General features: G+C 67.3%; 11 protein-coding genes and 3 rRNA genes. 9 read left to right on the top strand and 5 right to left on the bottom strand.

The features are described from left to right. Nucleotides 1-9: 9 nt before the first annotated feature. Nucleotides 10-807, top strand: coding sequence for a carbon-nitrogen hydrolase family protein (locus BJ971_RS32500; protein WP_184996953.1), 798 nt, complete (start codon nucleotides 10-12; stop codon nucleotides 805-807). A gap of 422 nt (nucleotides 808-1,229) precedes the next feature. Here BJ971_RS32500 and BJ971_RS32495 read toward each other — a convergent pair whose 3' ends face one another. Both BJ971_RS32495 and BJ971_RS32490 read right to left on the bottom strand, forming a co-directional pair. Beyond that, a complete protein-coding gene (locus BJ971_RS32495; protein WP_184996952.1) occupies nucleotides 1,230-1,382 on the bottom strand; it encodes a hypothetical protein in 153 nt (50 codons plus the stop codon). Between the two features lie 410 nt (nucleotides 1,383-1,792). Further along, complete coding sequence (locus tag BJ971_RS32490) at nucleotides 1,793-2,008, bottom strand: hypothetical protein (RefSeq protein WP_184996951.1); 216 nt, start codon at nucleotides 2,006-2,008, stop codon at nucleotides 1,793-1,795. Between the two features lie 631 nt (nucleotides 2,009-2,639). Between BJ971_RS32490 and BJ971_RS32485 the strand changes: the two genes are divergently transcribed. The 3 genes from BJ971_RS32485 (at nucleotide 2,640) to rrf (ending at nucleotide 7,886) form a co-directional block, all read left to right on the top strand. Then, nucleotides 2,640-4,155: ribosomal RNA gene (locus BJ971_RS32485) — 16S ribosomal RNA — on the top strand. Between the two features lie 385 nt (nucleotides 4,156-4,540). Continuing rightward, nucleotides 4,541-7,650 (top strand): 23S ribosomal RNA (locus BJ971_RS32480). Between the two features lie 119 nt (nucleotides 7,651-7,769). Further along, a 5S ribosomal RNA gene (gene rrf, locus BJ971_RS32475) occupies nucleotides 7,770-7,886 on the top strand. Together the 16S, 23S and 5S rRNA genes form the textbook arrangement of a ribosomal RNA operon. A 107-nt stretch (nucleotides 7,887-7,993) precedes the next feature. Here the strand turns inward: rrf and BJ971_RS32470 are convergent. After that, nucleotides 7,994-8,662 carry a hypothetical protein gene (locus BJ971_RS32470; protein WP_184996950.1) on the bottom strand — a complete coding sequence of 223 codons (669 nt, stop codon included), beginning with the start codon at nucleotides 8,660-8,662 and terminating at the stop codon, nucleotides 7,994-7,996. An 81-nt stretch (nucleotides 8,663-8,743) separates the two neighbouring features. On the opposite strand from BJ971_RS32470, the gene BJ971_RS32465 reads away from it, so the two are divergent. The 3 genes from BJ971_RS32465 to BJ971_RS32455 are packed head-to-tail and all read left to right on the top strand — an operon-like array spanning nucleotide 8,744 to nucleotide 13,202. Next, the gene (locus tag BJ971_RS32465) at nucleotides 8,744-11,383 is read left to right on the top strand and encodes a valine--tRNA ligase (RefSeq protein ID WP_184996949.1); all 2,640 of its coding nucleotides are present in this window, start codon (nucleotides 8,744-8,746) and stop codon (nucleotides 11,381-11,383) included. Beyond that, nucleotides 11,380-12,705 (top strand): bifunctional folylpolyglutamate synthase/dihydrofolate synthase, encoded by a 1,326-nt coding sequence (locus tag BJ971_RS32460; RefSeq protein ID WP_184996948.1) that lies wholly within the window; start codon nucleotides 11,380-11,382, stop codon nucleotides 12,703-12,705. The genes BJ971_RS32465 and BJ971_RS32460 overlap by 4 nt, the downstream gene beginning before the upstream one ends. A gap of 20 nt (nucleotides 12,706-12,725) precedes the next feature. Next, nucleotides 12,726-13,202 (top strand): DUF4233 domain-containing protein, encoded by a 477-nt coding sequence (locus tag BJ971_RS32455; RefSeq protein WP_377885431.1) that lies wholly within the window; start codon nucleotides 12,726-12,728, stop codon nucleotides 13,200-13,202. A 461-nt stretch (nucleotides 13,203-13,663) separates the two neighbouring features. Here the strand turns inward: BJ971_RS32455 and BJ971_RS41780 are convergent, their stop codons facing one another. Beyond that, on the bottom strand, nucleotides 13,664-14,002 hold the full coding sequence (locus BJ971_RS41780) for a VOC family protein (RefSeq protein ID WP_239087370.1): 339 nt from the start codon (nucleotides 14,000-14,002) through the stop codon (nucleotides 13,664-13,666). A gap of 3,049 nt (nucleotides 14,003-17,051) precedes the next feature. Here BJ971_RS41780 and BJ971_RS32445 point away from each other — a divergent pair. Together BJ971_RS32445 and ndk are read left to right on the top strand one after the other, a co-directional pair. Further along, nucleotides 17,052-17,345: a hypothetical protein gene (locus BJ971_RS32445; protein WP_184999378.1), complete on the top strand. Its 294-nt coding sequence runs from the start codon at nucleotides 17,052-17,054 to the stop codon at nucleotides 17,343-17,345. Nucleotides 17,346-17,361: 16 nt separating this feature from the next. Continuing rightward, nucleotides 17,362-17,784 carry a nucleoside-diphosphate kinase gene (ndk, locus tag BJ971_RS32440; RefSeq protein WP_184996947.1) on the top strand — a complete coding sequence of 141 codons (423 nt, stop codon included), beginning with the start codon at nucleotides 17,362-17,364 and terminating at the stop codon, nucleotides 17,782-17,784. On the opposite strand, the gene BJ971_RS32435 is transcribed toward ndk, so the two are convergent. After that, complete coding sequence (locus BJ971_RS32435) at nucleotides 17,781-18,221, bottom strand: carboxymuconolactone decarboxylase family protein (protein WP_184996946.1); 441 nt, start codon at nucleotides 18,219-18,221, stop codon at nucleotides 17,781-17,783. The two genes, ndk and BJ971_RS32435, sit on opposite strands and share 4 nt — an antisense overlap. Nucleotides 18,222-18,271 lie beyond the last annotated feature (50 nt).

Raw genomic sequence — 18,271 nt, 5'->3', positions numbered from 1 at the left:
CTGGCAGTCATGCGCGTCGCCGTATGCCAGCTGAACGCTCGTGACGACCGGGCCGCGAATCTGGCCGCCGCCCGCGACCTGCTGGGCCGCGCGGCCTCGGCCGGCGCGGACCTCGCGGTCCTGCCCGAGTACGTGGACTACCTGGGCCGGTCCGCCGGCCTGCCCAAGCCCGAGCCGGTCGACGGCGAGTTCGCCGAGTTCTTCTCCGCCGCCGCCCGCGAGCTGGGCATCTGGGTGCACGCCGGCTCGTTCCACGAGGTCGGCCCGGACGACGCGCGAACCTACAACACGTCGCTGGTCTTCGACCGCTCCGGCGAGCTCGCCGCCACCTACCGCAAGATTCACCTGTACGACGTGGAGATCCCCGGCCGGGTGTCCTACCAGGAGTCCCGCTCGGTGGCACCGGGCGACACGACCGTGGTGACGGACGTCGACGGCGTGCGGCTGGGCCTGTCGATCTGCTATGACCTGCGCTTCCCCGAGCTCTACCGGCGCCTGGCCGTCGAGGGCGAGGCCAGGATGATCGTGGTGCCGGCGGCGTTCATGATGCACACGGGGCGTGACCACTGGGAGGTCCTGCTCCGCGCCCGGGCGATCGAGAACCAGTGCTACGTGCTGGCGGCCGGCCAGATCGGCGACCACGAACCCGGCCGCACCTGCTTCGGCCGCAGTATGATCATCGACCCCTGGGGGACGGTGCTGGCGCAGGCGCCGGACACCGTCGGCATCGTGACGGCGGACATCGATCTGGGCCGGCTGGAGGAGATCCGCAGCGAGCTCCCGAGCCTTGCCAACCGCCGCCTGTAGCTGCGCCGTCCGCCGCGGCCCCGCCCGTCGCCGCGCCGACTGGGGCGATCTTGATCCCGGCCGCGGCCCAGTCGTCGTGCCGCCGCGGTTCACCGGCCGTCGTACGTTGGAGGGCTTCTTGTCCCACGTCCAGGCGACCTGCTTCCGTGCACCGGGATCAGCTGCTTGAACGTCGTGCGCCGGACCGCGGGAATCTGGCCGGCTCGGCGCACATGCTTTCCGCACTGACAACCCAGCCCCGACATCGGGGCGTTCCAGCCGCAATACCCGGCAAGCCTGCTGGTCGCAGTGCCCGGCAGAGCCTGCTGGCTTGTGCCCGGTCGAGCGACGCAGTGCGGTTGCGGCGGCGTCGCTGCCGTCTTTTGCTGGCGAGGGCCGGTTTCGGCTGGTGCGGTCCGCATGGCTCTGTCCGGGTGTGTGGATCACCCGGACAGGTCCGCCGACATAGCGGTCGCCAGCGGGTTCTTCTCCTGGGCGGCCCGGTAGCTGGGCATCTGGGTACACGTCGGCTCGTCCCACGAGCGACCGGCAGCCTTGTCGGCCAGCCGCTGCGGTGTGTTGTGGCCTGCTGCCACCTGGCGTATGCGGTGCGTTCTGGCCTGTTGCCGCACTGCCGGGTGAGACTCGGCCGCCCTGGGCAACGCGCGGCGAACGTACTTCCGGCAACCAGCCTTGAGACCGTCGGTGTGGAAGCGTGCTTCTACACCAGCACTGTTGAATTTCGGGGCGGCTGCCGAACTCCAGGTTCGGCGCCGGCCCGGGGGAGAGCCCGCCCGGCAATGCCCCGGCGAGTTCTGATGGCGTCCAGCTCGAATTGTGCGGAGCCGAAGCGCCGCCGTGCAGGTCGGACGTTCGCGGCCTCTGCGCGAGGCGGCCTGTCGTCGTGCCGCCACGGTTCATCGTCCGTCGGCGCAGGAGCGCAGGCGTGGCTGGACTCGGCGGTCAGCAGTGGGAGTGTGGGTTGCGGTGGAGGTCGGGCGGAGCCTTACAGGCTCTGCACGAGATAGCTGAGGACCGCTACGCACACCAGGGCGCCGCCGACGATGAGCATTGCTCCGCCCATCCGGGTAGGTCCGCGCATGAACAGGCGGTGGACGGAAACCACTACCGCGGCCAGCACCAGAACACCGATGAGCAGCTGTGTCAGCGGCGTCAGCAGACTGAACAGTGCGTCGGCGGCAAGCACCGGGGAAGCGGCCATGCCTGCAACTCTGGCACGGGCGGGCACGCGATGGCGGGACGTGCATGGCCGTCGATTTGCGTTTCGGGTGGGGCGTCGCGTAACTTTCTCCTTGCCCGAGGGGAACCGGACGGAGCGGCACGAAAGTGACCGATCCAGAGGAACCCCGAAGGCGGCTGAAGCGAGGCGATATGCTGACCTCAGCAACCGGGCGAAGCGGGTGCCGGGAAACCGGATTTGCGCCAGCGAGAACGACCGGGTAGAGTACAACGGCCAGCAGGAGCCGGGCGGATGGGTCGCTAAGCGATCATCGGCCGGTCTGCAGAGGCCATCCGCATCGACGAACATCCCGGCAGGGATGAGCGTCAGCGCGGGAAACATTCGGGCGATGCTACGAAGGTCTTCGGATCTTCCAAGATCTAGGTCTTGCGCTGGCGAAGTCGACCGGGTAAGTTAGAGGGGTTGCCCCGAGTGAGTCACCTGAAGGTGGCAAGTTCGGTGTGTGGTTGTTCTTTGAGAACTCAACAGGGTGCTTGATAAGCCAGTGCCATTAGGATTTTGGCCATGGCTGTGTCCACTAGTTTTTGGTGGGTGTGGTTGTGGTGTCCTTTGGCAGCAAGTTTTTTGTTGCCGGGATGATTTTCCACAGTTTTTGTTGGAGAGTTTGATCCTGGCTCAGGACGAACGCTGGCGGCGTGCTTAACACATGCAAGTCGAGCGGAAAGGCCCTTCGGGGTACTCGAGCGGCGAACGGGTGAGTAACACGTGAGTAACCTGCCCTGGACTTTGGGATAACCCTCGGAAACGGGGGCTAATACCGGATATGACTTTTCCTCGCATGAGGTTTGGTGGAAAGTTTTTCGGTCTGGGATGGGCTCGCGGCCTATCAGCTTGTTGGTGGGGTAATGGCCTACCAAGGCGACGACGGGTAGCCGGCCTGAGAGGGCGACCGGCCACACTGGGACTGAGACACGGCCCAGACTCCTACGGGAGGCAGCAGTGGGGAATATTGCACAATGGGCGGAAGCCTGATGCAGCGACGCCGCGTGAGGGATGACGGCCTTCGGGTTGTAAACCTCTTTCAGCAGGGACGAAGCGCAAGTGACGGTACCTGCAGAAGAAGCGCCGGCCAACTACGTGCCAGCAGCCGCGGTAAGACGTAGGGCGCGAGCGTTGTCCGGATTTATTGGGCGTAAAGAGCTCGTAGGCGGCTTGTCGCGTCGACTGTGAAAACCCGCGGCTCAACCGCGGGCCTGCATTCGATACGGGCAGGCTAGAGTTCGGTAGGGGAGACTGGAATTCCTGGTGTAGCGGTGAAATGCGCAGATATCAGGAGGAACACCGATGGCGAAGGCAGGTCTCTGGGCCGATACTGACGCTGAGGAGCGAAAGCGTGGGGAGCGAACAGGATTAGATACCCTGGTAGTCCACGCTGTAAACGTTGGGCGCTAGGTGTGGGGGACCTCTCCGGTTCTCTGTGCCGCAGCTAACGCATTAAGCGCCCCGCCTGGGGAGTACGGCCGCAAGGCTAAAACTCAAAGGAATTGACGGGGGCCCGCACAAGCGGCGGAGCATGCGGATTAATTCGATGCAACGCGAAGAACCTTACCTGGGTTTGACATCGCCGGAAAACTCGCAGAGATGCGGGGTCCTTCGGGGCCGGTGACAGGTGGTGCATGGCTGTCGTCAGCTCGTGTCGTGAGATGTTGGGTTAAGTCCCGCAACGAGCGCAACCCTCGTTCGATGTTGCCAGCGCGTTATGGCGGGGACTCATCGAAGACTGCCGGGGTCAACTCGGAGGAAGGTGGGGATGACGTCAAGTCATCATGCCCCTTATGTCCAGGGCTTCACGCATGCTACAATGGCCGGTACAAAGGGTTGCGATACCGTAAGGTGGAGCGAATCCCAAAAAGCCGGTCTCAGTTCGGATCGGGGTCTGCAACTCGACCCCGTGAAGTCGGAGTCGCTAGTAATCGCAGATCAGCAACGCTGCGGTGAATACGTTCCCGGGCCTTGTACACACCGCCCGTCACGTCACGAAAGTCGGCAACACCCGAAGCCCATGGCCTAACCCGTAAGGGAGGGAGTGGTCGAAGGTGGGGCTGGCGATTGGGACGAAGTCGTAACAAGGTAGCCGTACCGGAAGGTGCGGCTGGATCACCTCCTTTCTAAGGAGCAACTAGACGTCGAAAGACGTCCAGTAGCCCGCACCATCCGAATGTGGTGGTGGGGTGCTCGCAGGCGGAGACACTGGCGAGTCACTACCGGCAACGGCCGGCCAACCAAGTACACGAGAGCGTGAGCTCTTGCAGGAACGGTGGGCTGGTGCGGCTGGTGGATGGCGATAGGCACCCTGTTGGGTCCTGAAAGAACAACCAAGCGATGACGGTCTACGGATCGATCCGCGGTTGTTGTTTCAGAACTATCCAGGCATGACCTGGTCTTTCATACCGCCCGGGGACTGTGGTTTCCGGGGTTTGGTGGGGGCCGGTGGGTTGTGGGTTGGTTGTTGGTTGAGAATTGCACAGTGGACGCGAGCATCTTGTTTTCTGTGGTTAAGTTGTCAAGGGCGAACGGTGGATGCCTTGGCACCAGGAGCCGATGAAGGACGTGGGAGGCCGCGATAGGCCTGGGGGAGCTGTCAACCAAGCTGTGATCCCAGGGTGTCCGAATGGGGAAACCTAGCACGAGTCATGTCGTGTTACCTGCACCTGAATTCATAGGGTGTATGGGGGGAACGCGGGGAAGTGAAACATCTCAGTACCCGTAGGAAGAGAAAACAAAAGTGATTCCGTGAGTAGTGGCGAGCGAAAGCGGATGTAGCCTAAACCGGGCGCGTGTGATACCTGTCAGGGGTTGCGTGTTCGGGGTTGTGGGACCTGCTTTCCGTGTCTGACAGCACGGTGGGGAGTTACAAAGTCGCATGTTAGTCGAACGACGTGGGAAAGTCGGCCGTAGACGGTGAGAGCCCGGTAGGCGAAAATGTGTGACCTCCTTGTGGTGTTCCCGAGTAGCGGCGGACTCCTGTAATCTGCCGTGAATCTGCCAGGACCACCTGGTAAGGCTGAATACTTCCTGGTGACCGATAGCGGACAAGTACCGTGAGGGAATGGTGAAAAGTACCCCGGGAGGGGAGTGAAATAGTACCTGAAACCGTTCGCCTACAATCCGTCAGAGCCTTTCGGGGTGATGGCGTGCCTTTTGAAGAATGAGCCTGCGAGTTAGTGGCATGTGGCGAGGTTAACCCGTGTGGGGCAGCCGTAGCGAAAGCGAGTCTGAAGAGGGCGTCTTCAGTCGCATGTCCTAGACCCGAAGCGGAGTGATCTAGCCATGGGCAGGTTGAAGCGTGGGTAAGACTGCGTGGAGGACCGAACCCACCAACGTTGAAAAGTTGGGGGATGACCTGTGGTTAGGGGTGAAAGGCCAATCAAACTCCGTGATAGCTGGTTCTCCCCGAAATGCATTTAGGTGCAGCGTCGCGTGTTTCTTGCCGGAGGTAGAGCACTGGATGGTCTAGGGGGCCTACAAGCTTACCGAAATCAGCCAAACTCCGAATGCCGGTAAGTGAGAGCGCGGCAGTGAGACTGCGGGGGATAAGCTTCGTAGTCGAGAGGGAAACAGCCCAGATCACCAGCTAAGGCCCCTAAGCGTGTGCTAAGTGGAAAAGGATGTGGGGTCGCATAGACAACCAGGAGGTTGGCTTAGAAGCAGCCATCCTTTAAAGAGTGCGTAATAGCTCACTGGTCAAGTGGTTCCGCGCCGACAATGTAGCGGGGCTCAAGCACACCGCCGAAGCTGTGGCATTCACATATTAACCCCGCTCCAATCTTCGGGTTGGGGTGCAGGTGTGTGGATGGGTAGGGGAGCGTCGTGTGGCGGGTGAAGCGGCGGAGTGATCCAGCCGTGGACGCTACACGAGTGAGAATGCAGGCATGAGTAGCGAATGAAGGGTGAGAAACCCTTCCGCCGGATGACCAAGGGTTCCAGGGCCAGGCTAATCCGCCCTGGGTGAGTCGGGGCCTAAGGCGAGGCCGAGAGGCGTAGTCGATGGATAACGGGTTGATATTCCCGTACCCGCGAAGGAGCGCCCAAGACGAACCTCATTATGCTAACCACGCGATCTGCCGGCGACCTTCGGGTCAAGGGTGGGGAGTCTGGGATCCTGGTGGGTAGTAGTTTAGCGATGGGGTGACGCAGGAAGGTAGCTGAGCCCGGCCGGTGGTTGTGCCGGGGTAAGCGTGTAGGCCGTGTCATAGGCAAATCCGTGACACATTGAGGCTGAGACGTGATGCCGAGCCGATTCAGGTGAAGTCAGTGATCCTATGCTGCCGAGAAAAGCCTCTAGCGATGTTCCGAGCGGCCCGTACCCCAAACCGACACAGGTGGTCAGGTAGAGAATACCGAGGCGACGGGCGAACTGTGGTTAAGGAACTCGGCAAATTGCCCCCGTAACTTAGGGAGAAGGGGGGCCGGACGCGTGAAGCCCCTTGCGGGTGGAGCGTGGTATGGCCGCAGAGAGCAGGGGGAAGCGACTGTTTACTAAAAACACAGGTCCATGCCAAGTCGTAAGACGATGTATATGGACTGACGCCTGCCCGGTGCTGGAACGTTAAGGGGACCTGTTAGCTCTTCGGGGCGAAGCGGAGAACTTAAGCGCCAGTAAACGGCGGTGGTAACTATAACCATCCTAAGGTAGCGAAATTCCTTGTCGGGTAAGTTCCGACCTGCACGAATGGCGTAACGACTTCCCCACTGTCTCAACCACAGGCCCGGCGAAATTGCAGTACGAGTAAAGATGCTCGTTACGCGCGGCAGGACGGAAAGACCCCGGGACCTTTACTATAGCTTGACATTGGTATCCGAATGTAATTGTGTAGGATAGGTGGGAGCCTGTGAAGCTCGGACGCCAGTTCGGGTGGAGGCAATCTTGAAATACCACTCTGTTGGATTTGGGTATCTAACTTGCGGCCCTGATCGGGTCGAGGGACAGTGTCTGGTGGGTAGTTTAACTGGGGCGGTTGCCTCCTAAAAGGTAACGGAGGCGCCCAAAGGTTCCCTCAGCCTGGTTGGCAATCAGGTGTTGAGTGTAAGTACACAAGGGAGCTTGACTGTGAGACTGACAGGTCGAGCAGGGACGAAAGTCGGGACTAGTGATCCGGCACTTGCGTGTGGAAGCGGTGTCGCTCAACGGATAAAAGGTACCCCGGGGATAACAGGCTGATCTTCCCCAAGAGTCCATATCGACGGGATGGTTTGGCACCTCGATGTCGGCTCGTCGCATCCTGGGGCTGTAGCAGGTCCCAAGGGTTGGGCTGTTCGCCCATTAAAGCGGTACGCGAGCTGGGTTTAGAACGTCGTGAGACAGTTCGGTCCCTATCCGCCGTGCGCGTTGGATACTTGAGAAGGGCTGTCCCTAGTACGAGAGGACCGGGACGGACGAACCTCTGGTGTGCCAGTTGTCCCGCCAGGGGCACGGCTGGTTAGCTACGTTCGGAAGGGATAACCGCTGAAAGCATCTAAGCGGGAAGCTCGCTTCGAGATGAGGTATCCCACCACCTTGAGTGGGTAAGGCTCCCAGCTAGACTACTGGGTTGATAGGCCGGAGATGTAAGCCTAGTAATAGGTTCAGTCGACCGGTACTAATAGGCCGAGGGCTTAACTACACCAAACTTTATGCTCGACGCGTCCACTGTGTGATTCACAGCAAACAACCACCCCTTTGCACGCCCGGCAACATCAGGGTGTGTGTCAGAGGGATGTTGGTTGTGTCGCTGATAGCTGTTTCGGTGGTTATAGCGGAGGGGAAACGCCCGGTCTCATTCCGAACCCGGAAGCTAAGCCCTCCAGCGCCGATGGTACTGCACTCGGGAGGGTGTGGGAGAGTAGGACGCCGCCGGACTTAACGTGATAGGAAAGGCCCACCCGGCAACGGGTGGGCCTTTTCTGCGTTTGCATTCGAAAGAAGCCCACCCGTTTCCGGGTGGGCGTTTCCTTTTGACGAACTGCTCAGTTGCGTTTCTGGGACGCGGAACGGATGTCTTCGAACAGCGCCGCGGCGTCGGCCTCCGTCCGGCCGGGGAACATCGCCAGCGCGAGGCTGCCGTGATCTGCCCAGCCGCACACCGGCATGTCCGCGCCGTCGGACTTGGTCGTTCCGCATTTCATCGTTCCGCCGAGCGGGCCGGCCGGAACGTCGTGCAGGCCCGTCACGGCGCCCTGTTCGTCCGAGATCAGGCCGAACGCGGTCTCCAGGTCGCTCTCCGGCATCCAGATCAGCGTGGTGCCGCCGAAGAACAGCACGTCCTTGTCGGAACCGTCGGTCAGCACCGCACCGACCGCCTCGTCGAGCGCGACCTCGGCCGACAACGCCGTTTGCAGATAGTCGCCCGTCGACCGGCCATCCTCGCTGCTGTCCACCCTCAGCCCGGCGACCTCCGCCGGGACGGTCAGGGTGGCGTCCTTCTGCGAGGCGATGCGCCAGGCCGCCAGGCCGACGACCGATGCGCCCGCCAGGCCGACCGCGAGCAGCGAGCTCAGCACGATCGTCCTGGTCCGCGACCGCGGGCGGGGCCCGGGAGTCTTCTCCTCGGCCGGCTCGGTCAGGGCGAACGGCTCGGGGTTGATCTCTACCGGGTCCGCCTCGGTGTGCGGCGGATGGCCAGGGTGCTCGGACATCGTGCGAGCGTAACAACCGGTTGTCCACAGGCAGGGCGGTGCGATAGCAACCCACCCGAGCGGGCTCCGTAGACTTGTCCGGTGACCGAAGCGACCGACACCCGTACCCCCGACAGCCGGCCCACCGGTGGCCTCTCCGCCCAGTACCAGCCGGGCGAGGTAGAGCAGCGGCGGTATGAGAACTGGGTATCGGCGGGCTACTTCACGGCGGACCCGGCAAGCGACAAGCCGCCCTTCTCAATCGTCATCCCGCCGCCGAATGTGACCGGCTCCATGCACGTCGGCCACGCCCTCGAGCACACGATCATGGATACGCTCAGCCGCCTCAAGCGGATGCAGGGCTTCGAGGTGCTGTGGCTGCCCGGCATGGACCACGCGGGCATCGCCACGCAGAACGTCGTCGAGCGCCAGCTCGCCGCGCAGCAGCTCTCCCGGCACGACCTGGGCCGCGAGGCCTTCGTCAAGAAGGTCTGGGAATGGAAGGCCGAGTCCGGTGGCGCGATCACCGGGCAGATGCGCCGGCTGGGCGACTCCGTCGACTGGAGCCGCGAGCGCTTCACCATGGACGAGGGCCTGTCGCGCGCCGTGCAGACCATCTTCAAGCGGCTGTACGACGACGGTCTCATCTACCGGGCCGAGCGCATCATCAACTGGTGTCCGCGCTGCCTGACCGCGCTCAGCGACATCGAGGTCGAGCACTCCGACGACGACGGCGAGCTCGTCTCCATCCGGTACGGCGACGGCGACAACTCGATCGTGGTCGCCACCACCCGGGCCGAGACCATGCTCGGCGACACCGCCGTTGCCGTGCACCCCGACGACGAGCGCTACAAGCACCTGATCGGCACCGAGGTGGAGCTGCCGCTCACCGGCCGGCGCATTCCGATCGTGGCCGACGAGCACGTCGACCCCAGCTTCGGCACGGGCGCGGTGAAGGTGACCCCCGCGCACGACCCGAACGACTTCGAGATCGGCCGGCGGCACAACCTGCCGAGCATGACGATCATGGATGAGCGTGCCGTGGTGACCGTGCCGGGGCCGTTCGAGGGCCTCGACCGTTACGAGGCCCGGCCCGCCGTCGTGGCGGCGCTGCGCGAAGACGGGCGGATCGTCGCCGAGAAGCGGCCCTACCAGCACTCGGTCGGGCACTGCTCGCGGTGCAAGACGACGGTGGAGCCGCGGCTGTCGCTCCAGTGGTTCGTCAACACCGGGCCGCTCGCGAAGGCCGCCGGCGACGCCGTGCGCGACGGCCGGGTCGCCATCGAGCCGCCGGAGCTGGCCAAGCGCTACTTCGCGTGGGTCGACAACATGCACGACTGGTGCATCTCGCGCCAGCTCTGGTGGGGCCACCGCATCCCGGTCTGGTACGGGCCGGCCGGCGAGGTGGTCTGCGTCGGACCGGACGAGGAACCGCCGTCGGGCGAGGGCTGGACGCAGGACGAGGATGTGCTCGACACCTGGTTCTCGTCCGGGCTGTGGCCGTTCTCCACGATGGGCTGGCCCGAGCAGACCGAGACCCTCGCCAAGTTCTATCCGACAAGCGTCCTGGTCACCGGCTACGACATCCTCTTCTTCTGGGTCGCTCGGATGATGATGTTCGGCCTGTACGCGATGGACGGCGTGCAGCCGTTCGACGTCGTCGCGCTGCACGGCCTGGTCCGCGACGCGCACGGCAAGAAGATGTCGAAGTCGTTCGGCAACGCCGTCGACCCGCTGGACTGGATCGACCGCTACGGGGCCGACGCCACCCGCTTCACCCTGGCCCGCGGCGCGAACCCCGGCTCGGACGTGCCGATCAGCGAGGAGTGGTGCCAGGGCTCCCGCAACTTCTGCAACAAGCTGTGGAACGCGACCCGCTTCGCGCTCATGAACGGCGCGACGGTCGAGGGCGACGTGCCGGACACCGGTGAGCTGTCGGCCGTCGACAAGTGGATCCTGTCCCGGCTTCAGCACGTCATCGCCGAGGTCGACGAGCAGCTCGCCACGTACGAGTTCGCCAAGGCGTGCGACACGCTCTACCACTTCGCGTGGGACGACGTCTGCGACTGGTACGTCGAGCTCAGCAAGCCGGTCCTGGCCACCGACGGCCCCGAGGCCGCGCGGTCGCGCCGGGTGCTCGGGCACGTTCTCGACCAGCTGCTGCGCCTGCTGCACCCGGTGATCCCGTTCGTCACCGAGGAGCTGTGGACGGTGCTGACCGGCGCCGAGTCGCTTGTCACCTCCGCCTGGCCGGTCTCCGAGCAGGCCCGGATCGACGACGTGGCCGAGGAGGAGCTGGCCGCGTTGCAGAAGGTCGTCACCGAGGTGCGGCGCTTCCGCTCGGACCAGGGCCTGCGTCCCGGCCAGCGGGTCAGCGCGGCCTTGACCGGCCTCGGCAACGTCGGCATCGACGTGCACGAGCCGCTGATCCGCTCGCTGGCCCGGCTCGACGCGCCCGCCGCCGACTTCGCCGCCACGGCGACCCTCGCGGTCACCGGCGGCATCACCGTCGACCTCGACACCCGCGGCACGATCGACGTCGCGGCCGAGCGGGCTCGCCTGGAGAAGGACCGCGGCATCGCCGAGAAGGAGGCGGCACAGTGCCGCGCCAAGCTCGACAACGACGCGTTCATCGGCAAGGCACCCGAGCAGGTGGTCGCGAAGATCAAGGATCGGCTGGCGACGGCCGAGGCCGATCTGGCGCGGATCGCGGCGGCGCTGAAGGCGTTGCCGGCGGCATGAGCAGCTACCAAGAGGTGATCGCCGCGCTCGACGGGCGCGGCTTCACCCGCATGGCCTTCGACCTCCAGAAGATCCGGGATCTGATGGACGTGCTCGGCTCTCCGCAGCGGGCGTACCCGTCGATCCATCTCACCGGGACCAACGGCAAGACCTCGACCGCTCGGATGATCGACGGCCTGCTCCGCGCGCACGGCCTGCACACCGGGCGCTACACCAGCCCGCACCTGGAGACCGTCCGGGAGCGGATCAGCCTGGACGGGGAGCCGGTGACCGAGGAGCGGCTCACCCGGGTCTACGACGAGATCGCGCCGCTCGCCGACCTCGTCGACAAGCAGGCCGCCGAGCCGCTCACCTACTTCGACATGACCACGGCGATGGCATACGCGGCGTTCGCCGACGCGCCCGTCGACATCGCGGTGGTCGAGGTCGGTCTCGGCGGCGAGGAGGACGCGACGAACGTCCTCGAGGCCGGCGTCTGCGTCATCACCCCGATCGGGCTCGACCACACCGAGTGGCTCGGCGACGCGATCGAGGACATCGCCTGGGCCAAGGCCGGCATCATCCACCAGGGCGCCACCGTGATCACCGCGCTCCAGACGGAAGAGGCCATGCGGCCGCTGCTGGAGCGTTCCGCCCAGGTGGGCGCGACCGTGGCCCGCGAGGGCAGCGAGTTCGGCGTCATCCGGCGTGACCAGGCGGTCGGCGGGCAGGTGCTCACCCTCCAGGGCCTCGGCGGCGTGTACGACGAGGTGTTCCTGCCGCTCTTCGGCGCGCACCAGGCGCAGAACGCGGCCGTGGCGCTCGCCGCCGTCGAGGCGTTCCTCGGCGCGGGACCCGACAAGCAGCTCGATCCGGACCTGGTCCGCGAGGGCTTCGGCGGCGTCGACTCGCCGGGCCGGCTCGAGCGGGTCCGCAGCGCGCCGACGATCCTGCTCGACAGCGCGCACAACCCGCACGGGATGGCCGCCACCGTGCGCGCCCTCGAGGAGGAGTTCGCGTTCCGCCACCTGGTCGCCATCGTCGCGGTGCTCGGCGACAAGGACGTGGCCGGCCTGCTCGAGCTGCTCGAGCCGGTCACGGCCCAGCTCGTGGTGACGCAGAACAGCTCACCGCGCGCGCTGCCGGTCGAAGAGCTGGCGGAGCTGGCGATCGAGATCTTCGGCGAGGACCGGGTGACCGTCACGCAGTCGATGCCGGACGCGATCGAGGAAGCGGTCGTCCTGGCCGAGGAGAACACGGACGGCGAACACAGCGGCGTCGCCGTGCTGATCACCGGCTCGGTCGTGACCGTCGCCGACGCCAGGAAGCTCCTGAAGAAGTGACAACCCCGCTACCAGAGCCGGTGTCCCCGGCCCCGGCCGACGAGGCCCCGGTCGACGGGGATCTGGCCGACGGGGATCTGGCCGACGGGGGTCCGGTCGACCGGGGTCCGGTCGGCGGGGGTCCGGTCGACGGGGATCCGGTCGACGGGGATCCGCCGCGTCGCTCCGGGCTGCGTAACCCCGAGGCGGCGGTGCGGGGGCTTGGCGCGGGCACGCTCGCCCTCGAAGCGATCGTGCTGCTGCTGGCGATCCAGCCGATCCGACTCTCCGGCGGCGACCTCAGCGGCTGGGGTGTCGGCGTGGTGGTGGCCCTCGCGGTGCTGGCGGCGGTGCTCGCCGGCAGCATGCGCCGGCCGTGGGCCTGGCACGCGGGATCGGCGCTCCAGGTTCTGCTGCTGGCGGCGGGCCTGCTGCACTGGTCGCTGGCGGCGCTGGGCCTGATCTTCGGCGCGGCCTGGATCTACGCGACCACGGTCCGCCGGAAGATCCTGGGCTGACCGCCCACCCCGAGCGGGCCGCTGCCGGGGGAGCTGGGTGGCACCTGGCTGCTTGCAGGGGAGCTGGGCGGTGGTTGGCCGTCAGCCCCGCAGCCGGGTGGTGATTGCCTCTGCCCGGACCCGGGTGGTGATTGCCTCTGCCCGGACCCGGGGGGTGATTGCCTCTGCCCGGACCCGGGTGGTGATTGTCTCTGCCCGGACCCGGGTCGTGGTTGCCGCTCCGCTGGACCCGGGTGGTGGTTGCCGCTGCGCTGGAGCCGGGTGGTGGTTGGCCGGTCAGCCCTTGAGTCGGGTGGTTGGCCGTCAGCTCGGTGGTGGTTGGCTGCCTGCGGGAGATGGGTGGTGGCTGGCCGGCTGCTCGGGAGTTGGGGTCGTGGTTGGCGTCGGGCGGGGAGCCTCGGGCGGTGGGGTCGCGGCGGATTGCGGCGCGCCCCGCGTGGTGGCGGGGCGCGCTCTTGGGGTCAGCGGATGGCTCGCCATTGGGTGATGGCGATGTTGTGGTTGTCGGGGTCGTGGAACGAGGCCGCCCAGAGTTCCAGCTTGCCGCCGCGGTTTACCGGGCGTGGGCCGTGTACGAAGGTCACGCCCTTGCTCATTAGGTCCTCGTATACCGCTTCCACGTCGCCTACCTCGAGGTTCAGGTAGATCAGGCGGCCGGCGACCGAGGACAGGTCGTGCACCTTGCGTAGGACTAGGCGGGTGTCGCCCGAGGCGAGTACCGCGCTGCTTGAGCCTGAGTCGATCTCGTAGAAGCCGAGCATCTCGCGGTAGAACGTGACCGAGCGTTCGAGGTTGGTCACCAGGACCGTGATGCCTACGCCGTGGATCGCGCCGGCCGGGCCCGGGCGGGCGCTCGGGTAGGCGGTGATCAGGTCGTCGGCGCGTTCGTCCGGTTCGAAGCCGCCTTCGAGGTCTGACCACGGGCCGTTGGCGCGCCTTGTCCCGCCTGCGGACCTGGTGGTTGCGGCGGTGCCCGCCGCTGTGCCGGTAGCCGGGCGGTAGATCGGTCCCGCGTCGGAATCCGCTGCGGGTGGCGGGGTCTCTCCGAAGGGCGGCGTCGGGGCCGGTGCCGAGACCGGGCCGGAGGCGGGCCTCGGTACCCAGGCGGTGGAGGAGGACGGGCCGGGCCTTGGCAGCGGTGCCGTGGCTCGGGCGGTCGTAGTCCCTGGAGCGGGGGATGACCCCGTGGCGCGGGTGGTGGCAGTCGCCGGGCCTGGGGGCGGTGCCGTGGGCCGGGAGGTGGCGGATCTCGGGCCAGGAGCCGGGGACGACCCTGTGGCGCGAGTGGTGGCAGTCGCCGGGCCTGGGGGCGGTGCCGTGGGCCGGGAGGTGGCGGATCTCGGGCCAGGAGCTGGGGACGACCCTGTGGCGCGGGTAGTGGCAGCCGCTGGGCCTGGGGGCGGCGCCGTGGCGCGGGCGCTGGCAGACGCCGGGCCTGGGGGTGGTGCCGTAGGCCGGGCGGTGGCGAACCTCGGGCTGGGAGCTGGAGACGACCCCGCGGCCCGGGCGGTGGTGGATGCCGGGCCCGGAGGCGGCGCCTCGGACCGGGCACTGGATGGCGCCGGACCGGGAGGCGGTGCTTCGGCTCGGGCGCTGGAGGGTGTGGGGCCTGGGTGCGGTGCCTCGGACCGGGCACTGGATGGCGCCGGGCTTGGAGGTGGTGCTTCGGCTCGGGCGTTGGAGGGTGTCGGGCCTGGAGGTGGTGCCTCGGCTCGGGCGCTGGAGGGTGTCGGGGCTGAGGGCGGTGCCTCTGCCTCGGGGTGGGCGGGGGCGGGCCTTGGGGAAGGAGCTGGGGACGAGGGTCCGGCTCCGGCTGTTGAGGGCTCGGCGGCGGGACGTGTGGCGCGTAGGTCGCTGAGGGGCGGGGTTGGGGCGGGTTCGGGGTCGGTGTTCGCGCGGGGGGTTGAGGCGGCCTGAGTCGTGGGGGTGGGCGGCGCCGTCGGGTCTCGGCGGGTGGGTGGGACAGGTGCCGGGCGGGCGATTTCGGGCTCGGCGGGGTCCTGGGCGTGGGAGGGCTGGGGGTCCTCGTGCTTCTTGCCTCGCAGGGCGTTGCCGAATGCCGCTATTCCGGCGGCGACGACCGCGGCGGCTGCCGCCGGCAGGCCGGTTGCGCCTCCGGTCGTGGGGTTCGGGCGCTCGCTGTGGTGTGCGTGCTCCTCTGCCGCGGACGCGCCGGTGGTGGCGTCGGCCGGTGGCGGACCCGCTGCCGCGGCAGCGGATGGTGCTGCGGCTGACGGTGCCGCGGCGGCGGATGGTGCTGCGGCTGATGGTGCTGCGGCGGCTGATGGTGGGGCGGCTGATGGTGCTACGGGTTCGGATGCGGTGGCGGGGGCGATCTGGTCGTCGTCGGTGCCGTGGTGGGGGCGCGGGCGCGACCTGGTCTCGGTTGTCGACTCCTGCTCAGCGGCGGTGGGGTCGTCGCTGGAGGCGGGTGCCGGTTCGGTCTGGGGGTTCGGGTCGGGGTCGTTGGTCGGTGGTGTGGTGTTCGCGGATTCTTGGCGTTCGCGGACCTGCCACGGGGGCGGTTCCAGGTCGCCGAGCAGGGCGTCGTCGGCGGATCTTGTCGTGCGGGTGGGGGGAGCGTCGGTTACTGCGGTGCTGGCGGCCGGTGTCTCGGCGCCGGCGGGTGGTGTCTCGGTGTCGAGGATCCGGGCGGCCCGTTCACTCGCGGGTGCGGCGGGCTGGTTCGGCTCGGGCTGGTCTGGGTCGGGCTGGTTCGGGTCGGGCTGGTTCGGGTCGGGCTGGTTCGGGTTGGGCTGGTTCGGGTTGGGCTGGGTGTCGTCGGTGGTGGAGCGGTGGGCGCCTACCGGGGGTGCGATCAGGCCGCTTGCCATCGCCGCGTGGGCCTGTGGCCGGGTCTCGGGGGCTGGTTCCGGGTCGCCGCTGAGGGGGAGGTCGATCTCGGGGTCGTGGGCGGGCGGGGTGGAGGTCTTCGGGGTCTCGTCGAGCGGGAGGTCGATGTCTGGCTCCGGGTCCGCGTGGGCGGAAGCGGGGGCGGGAGCGTGGGCGGTTGTGGAGGGCGCCGCCGGGGGCTCGGGGTCCGGTGCGGGGGGTGCGGGCTGGGCGGTGCGCTGGGTCGGCGCGGGGGGCGGTGCCTGCTCTGCCTCTGGGGGGTGGGGCGCCTCTGGGGAGCCGGTAGCCGCTTGCGGGGTGGTGGCCGCTGCTTCTGTCGGCTCGGTGTGCGTATCGGGATCGAGGGTTGTGGTTGATCTTGGTGTTGTCTCCGCGGGGCGTGGCGGGGCGGCCGTGGCGGTGCGGGCGCGCTGGGGCAGCGGGGCGCGGTAGTCGAAGTCGGGCTCGACCAGGTGGCCCTCGACGATCGGGCCGCCGGGTGCGTCGCGGACGATCACGGGGGAGGGTGCCTCGTCCGGTTCGGCGGCGCGGGGCGGTGGTGGTGGGGGTGCGTCGTCCAGGTCCGGTGATCGTGGGGCCGGCGGGGGCGGCGGGGGCTCGTCGGGGCCGCGGCCCCACTGGCGGTCGCGGGTCGCCCAGGGTGGTGGTGCCGGCTCGCCGCCCAGCAGGTCGTCGTCGGGGAGGTCCTCCTCGTAGTACAGGGGAGGGGCGTTCAGGGTGGCCTCGTGGGATTCCGCTTCGTCCCAGTTGATGCGGACCCGGCGCATGTCGTCGACGTCGACCGTCACCGGCAGGGTGTCGCCGACGTGCGGCCACTTGGTCACCGGCACCCGGGGGTCGCGGACCGTCACCTCGGAGGTGGGCAGGCCCGGGGCCACGATGACGATCTGGAGCTCGGCGCGGCCGTAGATCGACGTGGCCGGCGGGTCCGACACCGCCTTGACCTGCGCGGTTCCGGCCACCCAGGCGCGGGCGCCGCGGCGCACGACGTTGACCATGCCGACGCCGATCGCCAGGGCCAGCATCGCCACCCCCAGGGCGACGATCGCCCAGCTCGACATGCCGAGGCCGAACAGCATCACGAAGACCGCGATGGTGCCGACGACCGCGGCGACGAGTTTGCGCGCGGGCGCGATCGGCCGGCCGTTCTGGTTTGCCACTGTGGACCTCCCGGGTTACCAGTCAGGTTACGTAGCGGTGCCCGCCCGTGAAAGGGCGGTTGCCGCTCGCCCCTCGGGCGGTACCGATAGGCTGACATCCCGGTGTGACAACACCGGCGCGCCGCCATGACCAGGAGGATCCTCCGTTGTCCACCGCTACTTCCGCCGAGCGCACGCTCGTGCTCGTCAAGCCCGATGCGCTGCGCCGCGGCCTCCTCGGTGAGATCCTCGGCCGGTTCGAGCGCAAGGGCCTCACGATCGATGCGCTGGTCGTGCGCACGATGGACGCGGAGCTCGCCGACCGGCACTACGCCGAGCACGTGGACAAGGCGTTCTATCCGCCGCTCAAGGAGTTCATGACCAACGGGCCGCTGGCCGCCCTGGTCCTCTCCGGCGACGAGGTCATCGCCGTCGTGCGCGCCCTGGTCGGCGCCACCGACGGGCGCAAGGCCGCCGCGGGGACGATCCGCGGCGACCTGTCGCTGTCGAACCGGGAGAACCTGGTGCACGCCTCCGATTCACCCGACAGTGCGAAGCGTGAGCTCGCCCTCTGGTTCCCGGAGCTCTAAACCTCCGCGGGCGGCTGGGTGCAGGTGGCGATCGAGAGCCGGTTCCAGACGTTGATCGTGGCGATCGCCACCAGCAGGTTCGCCAGCTCCTCCTCGGTGAACGCCTTGGCCGCCGGCTCCCAGACCTCGTCCGGGACGCCGTGCTCGCCGAGGCGGGTCACCGAGTCGGTCAGGGCGAGGGCCGCCCGTTCCCGCTCGGTGAAGAACGGCGCGTCGTGCCAGGCGGCCACCGCGAAGAGGCGGCGGCTCGACTCGCCCTGCTCGAGCGCCTCGCGGCTGTGCATGTCGGTGCAGAACGAGCAGCCGTTCACGATCGAGGCGCGCAGCTTGATCAGCTTGTAAAGGGTCGGGTCGACGCTGTCCTTGCAGTACTTCTCCATGCCGAGCACCGCGCGGTACGCGCCGGGCGCCACGGTGTTGATGGCCAAGCGGGGCATTTCTCCTCCTGGTATGTAGATGCCCATTCAACGACATGGCTCGGTCACCT

This window comes from Amorphoplanes digitatis (assembly GCF_014205335.1).
GTDB classification, from domain to species: Bacteria; Actinomycetota; Actinomycetes; order Mycobacteriales; family Micromonosporaceae; genus Actinoplanes; species Actinoplanes digitatus.
The sequence above is the reverse complement of the archived record's forward strand: the minus strand, read 5'-3'. Positions and strand labels throughout refer to the sequence as shown.

What these genes read in the sequence shown, in the direction of transcription:
- BJ971_RS32500 (WP_184996953.1), top strand. Translation starts at nt 10, where the DNA reads ATGCGCGTCGCCGTATGCCAGCTGAACGCTCGTGACGACCGGGCCGCG.
- BJ971_RS32490 (WP_184996951.1), bottom strand. Translation starts at nt 2,008, where the DNA reads ATGGCCGCTTCCCCGGTGCTTGCCGCCGACGCACTGTTCAGTCTGCTG.
- BJ971_RS32470 (WP_184996950.1), bottom strand. Translation starts at nt 8,662, where the DNA reads ATGTCCGAGCACCCTGGCCATCCGCCGCACACCGAGGCGGACCCGGTA.
- BJ971_RS32460 (WP_184996948.1), top strand. Translation starts at nt 11,380, where the DNA reads ATGAGCAGCTACCAAGAGGTGATCGCCGCGCTCGACGGGCGCGGCTTC.
- BJ971_RS32445 (WP_184999378.1), top strand. Translation starts at nt 17,052, where the DNA reads ATGCCGACGCCGATCGCCAGGGCCAGCATCGCCACCCCCAGGGCGACG.
- BJ971_RS32435 (WP_184996946.1), bottom strand. Translation starts at nt 18,221, where the DNA reads ATGCCCCGCTTGGCCATCAACACCGTGGCGCCCGGCGCGTACCGCGCG.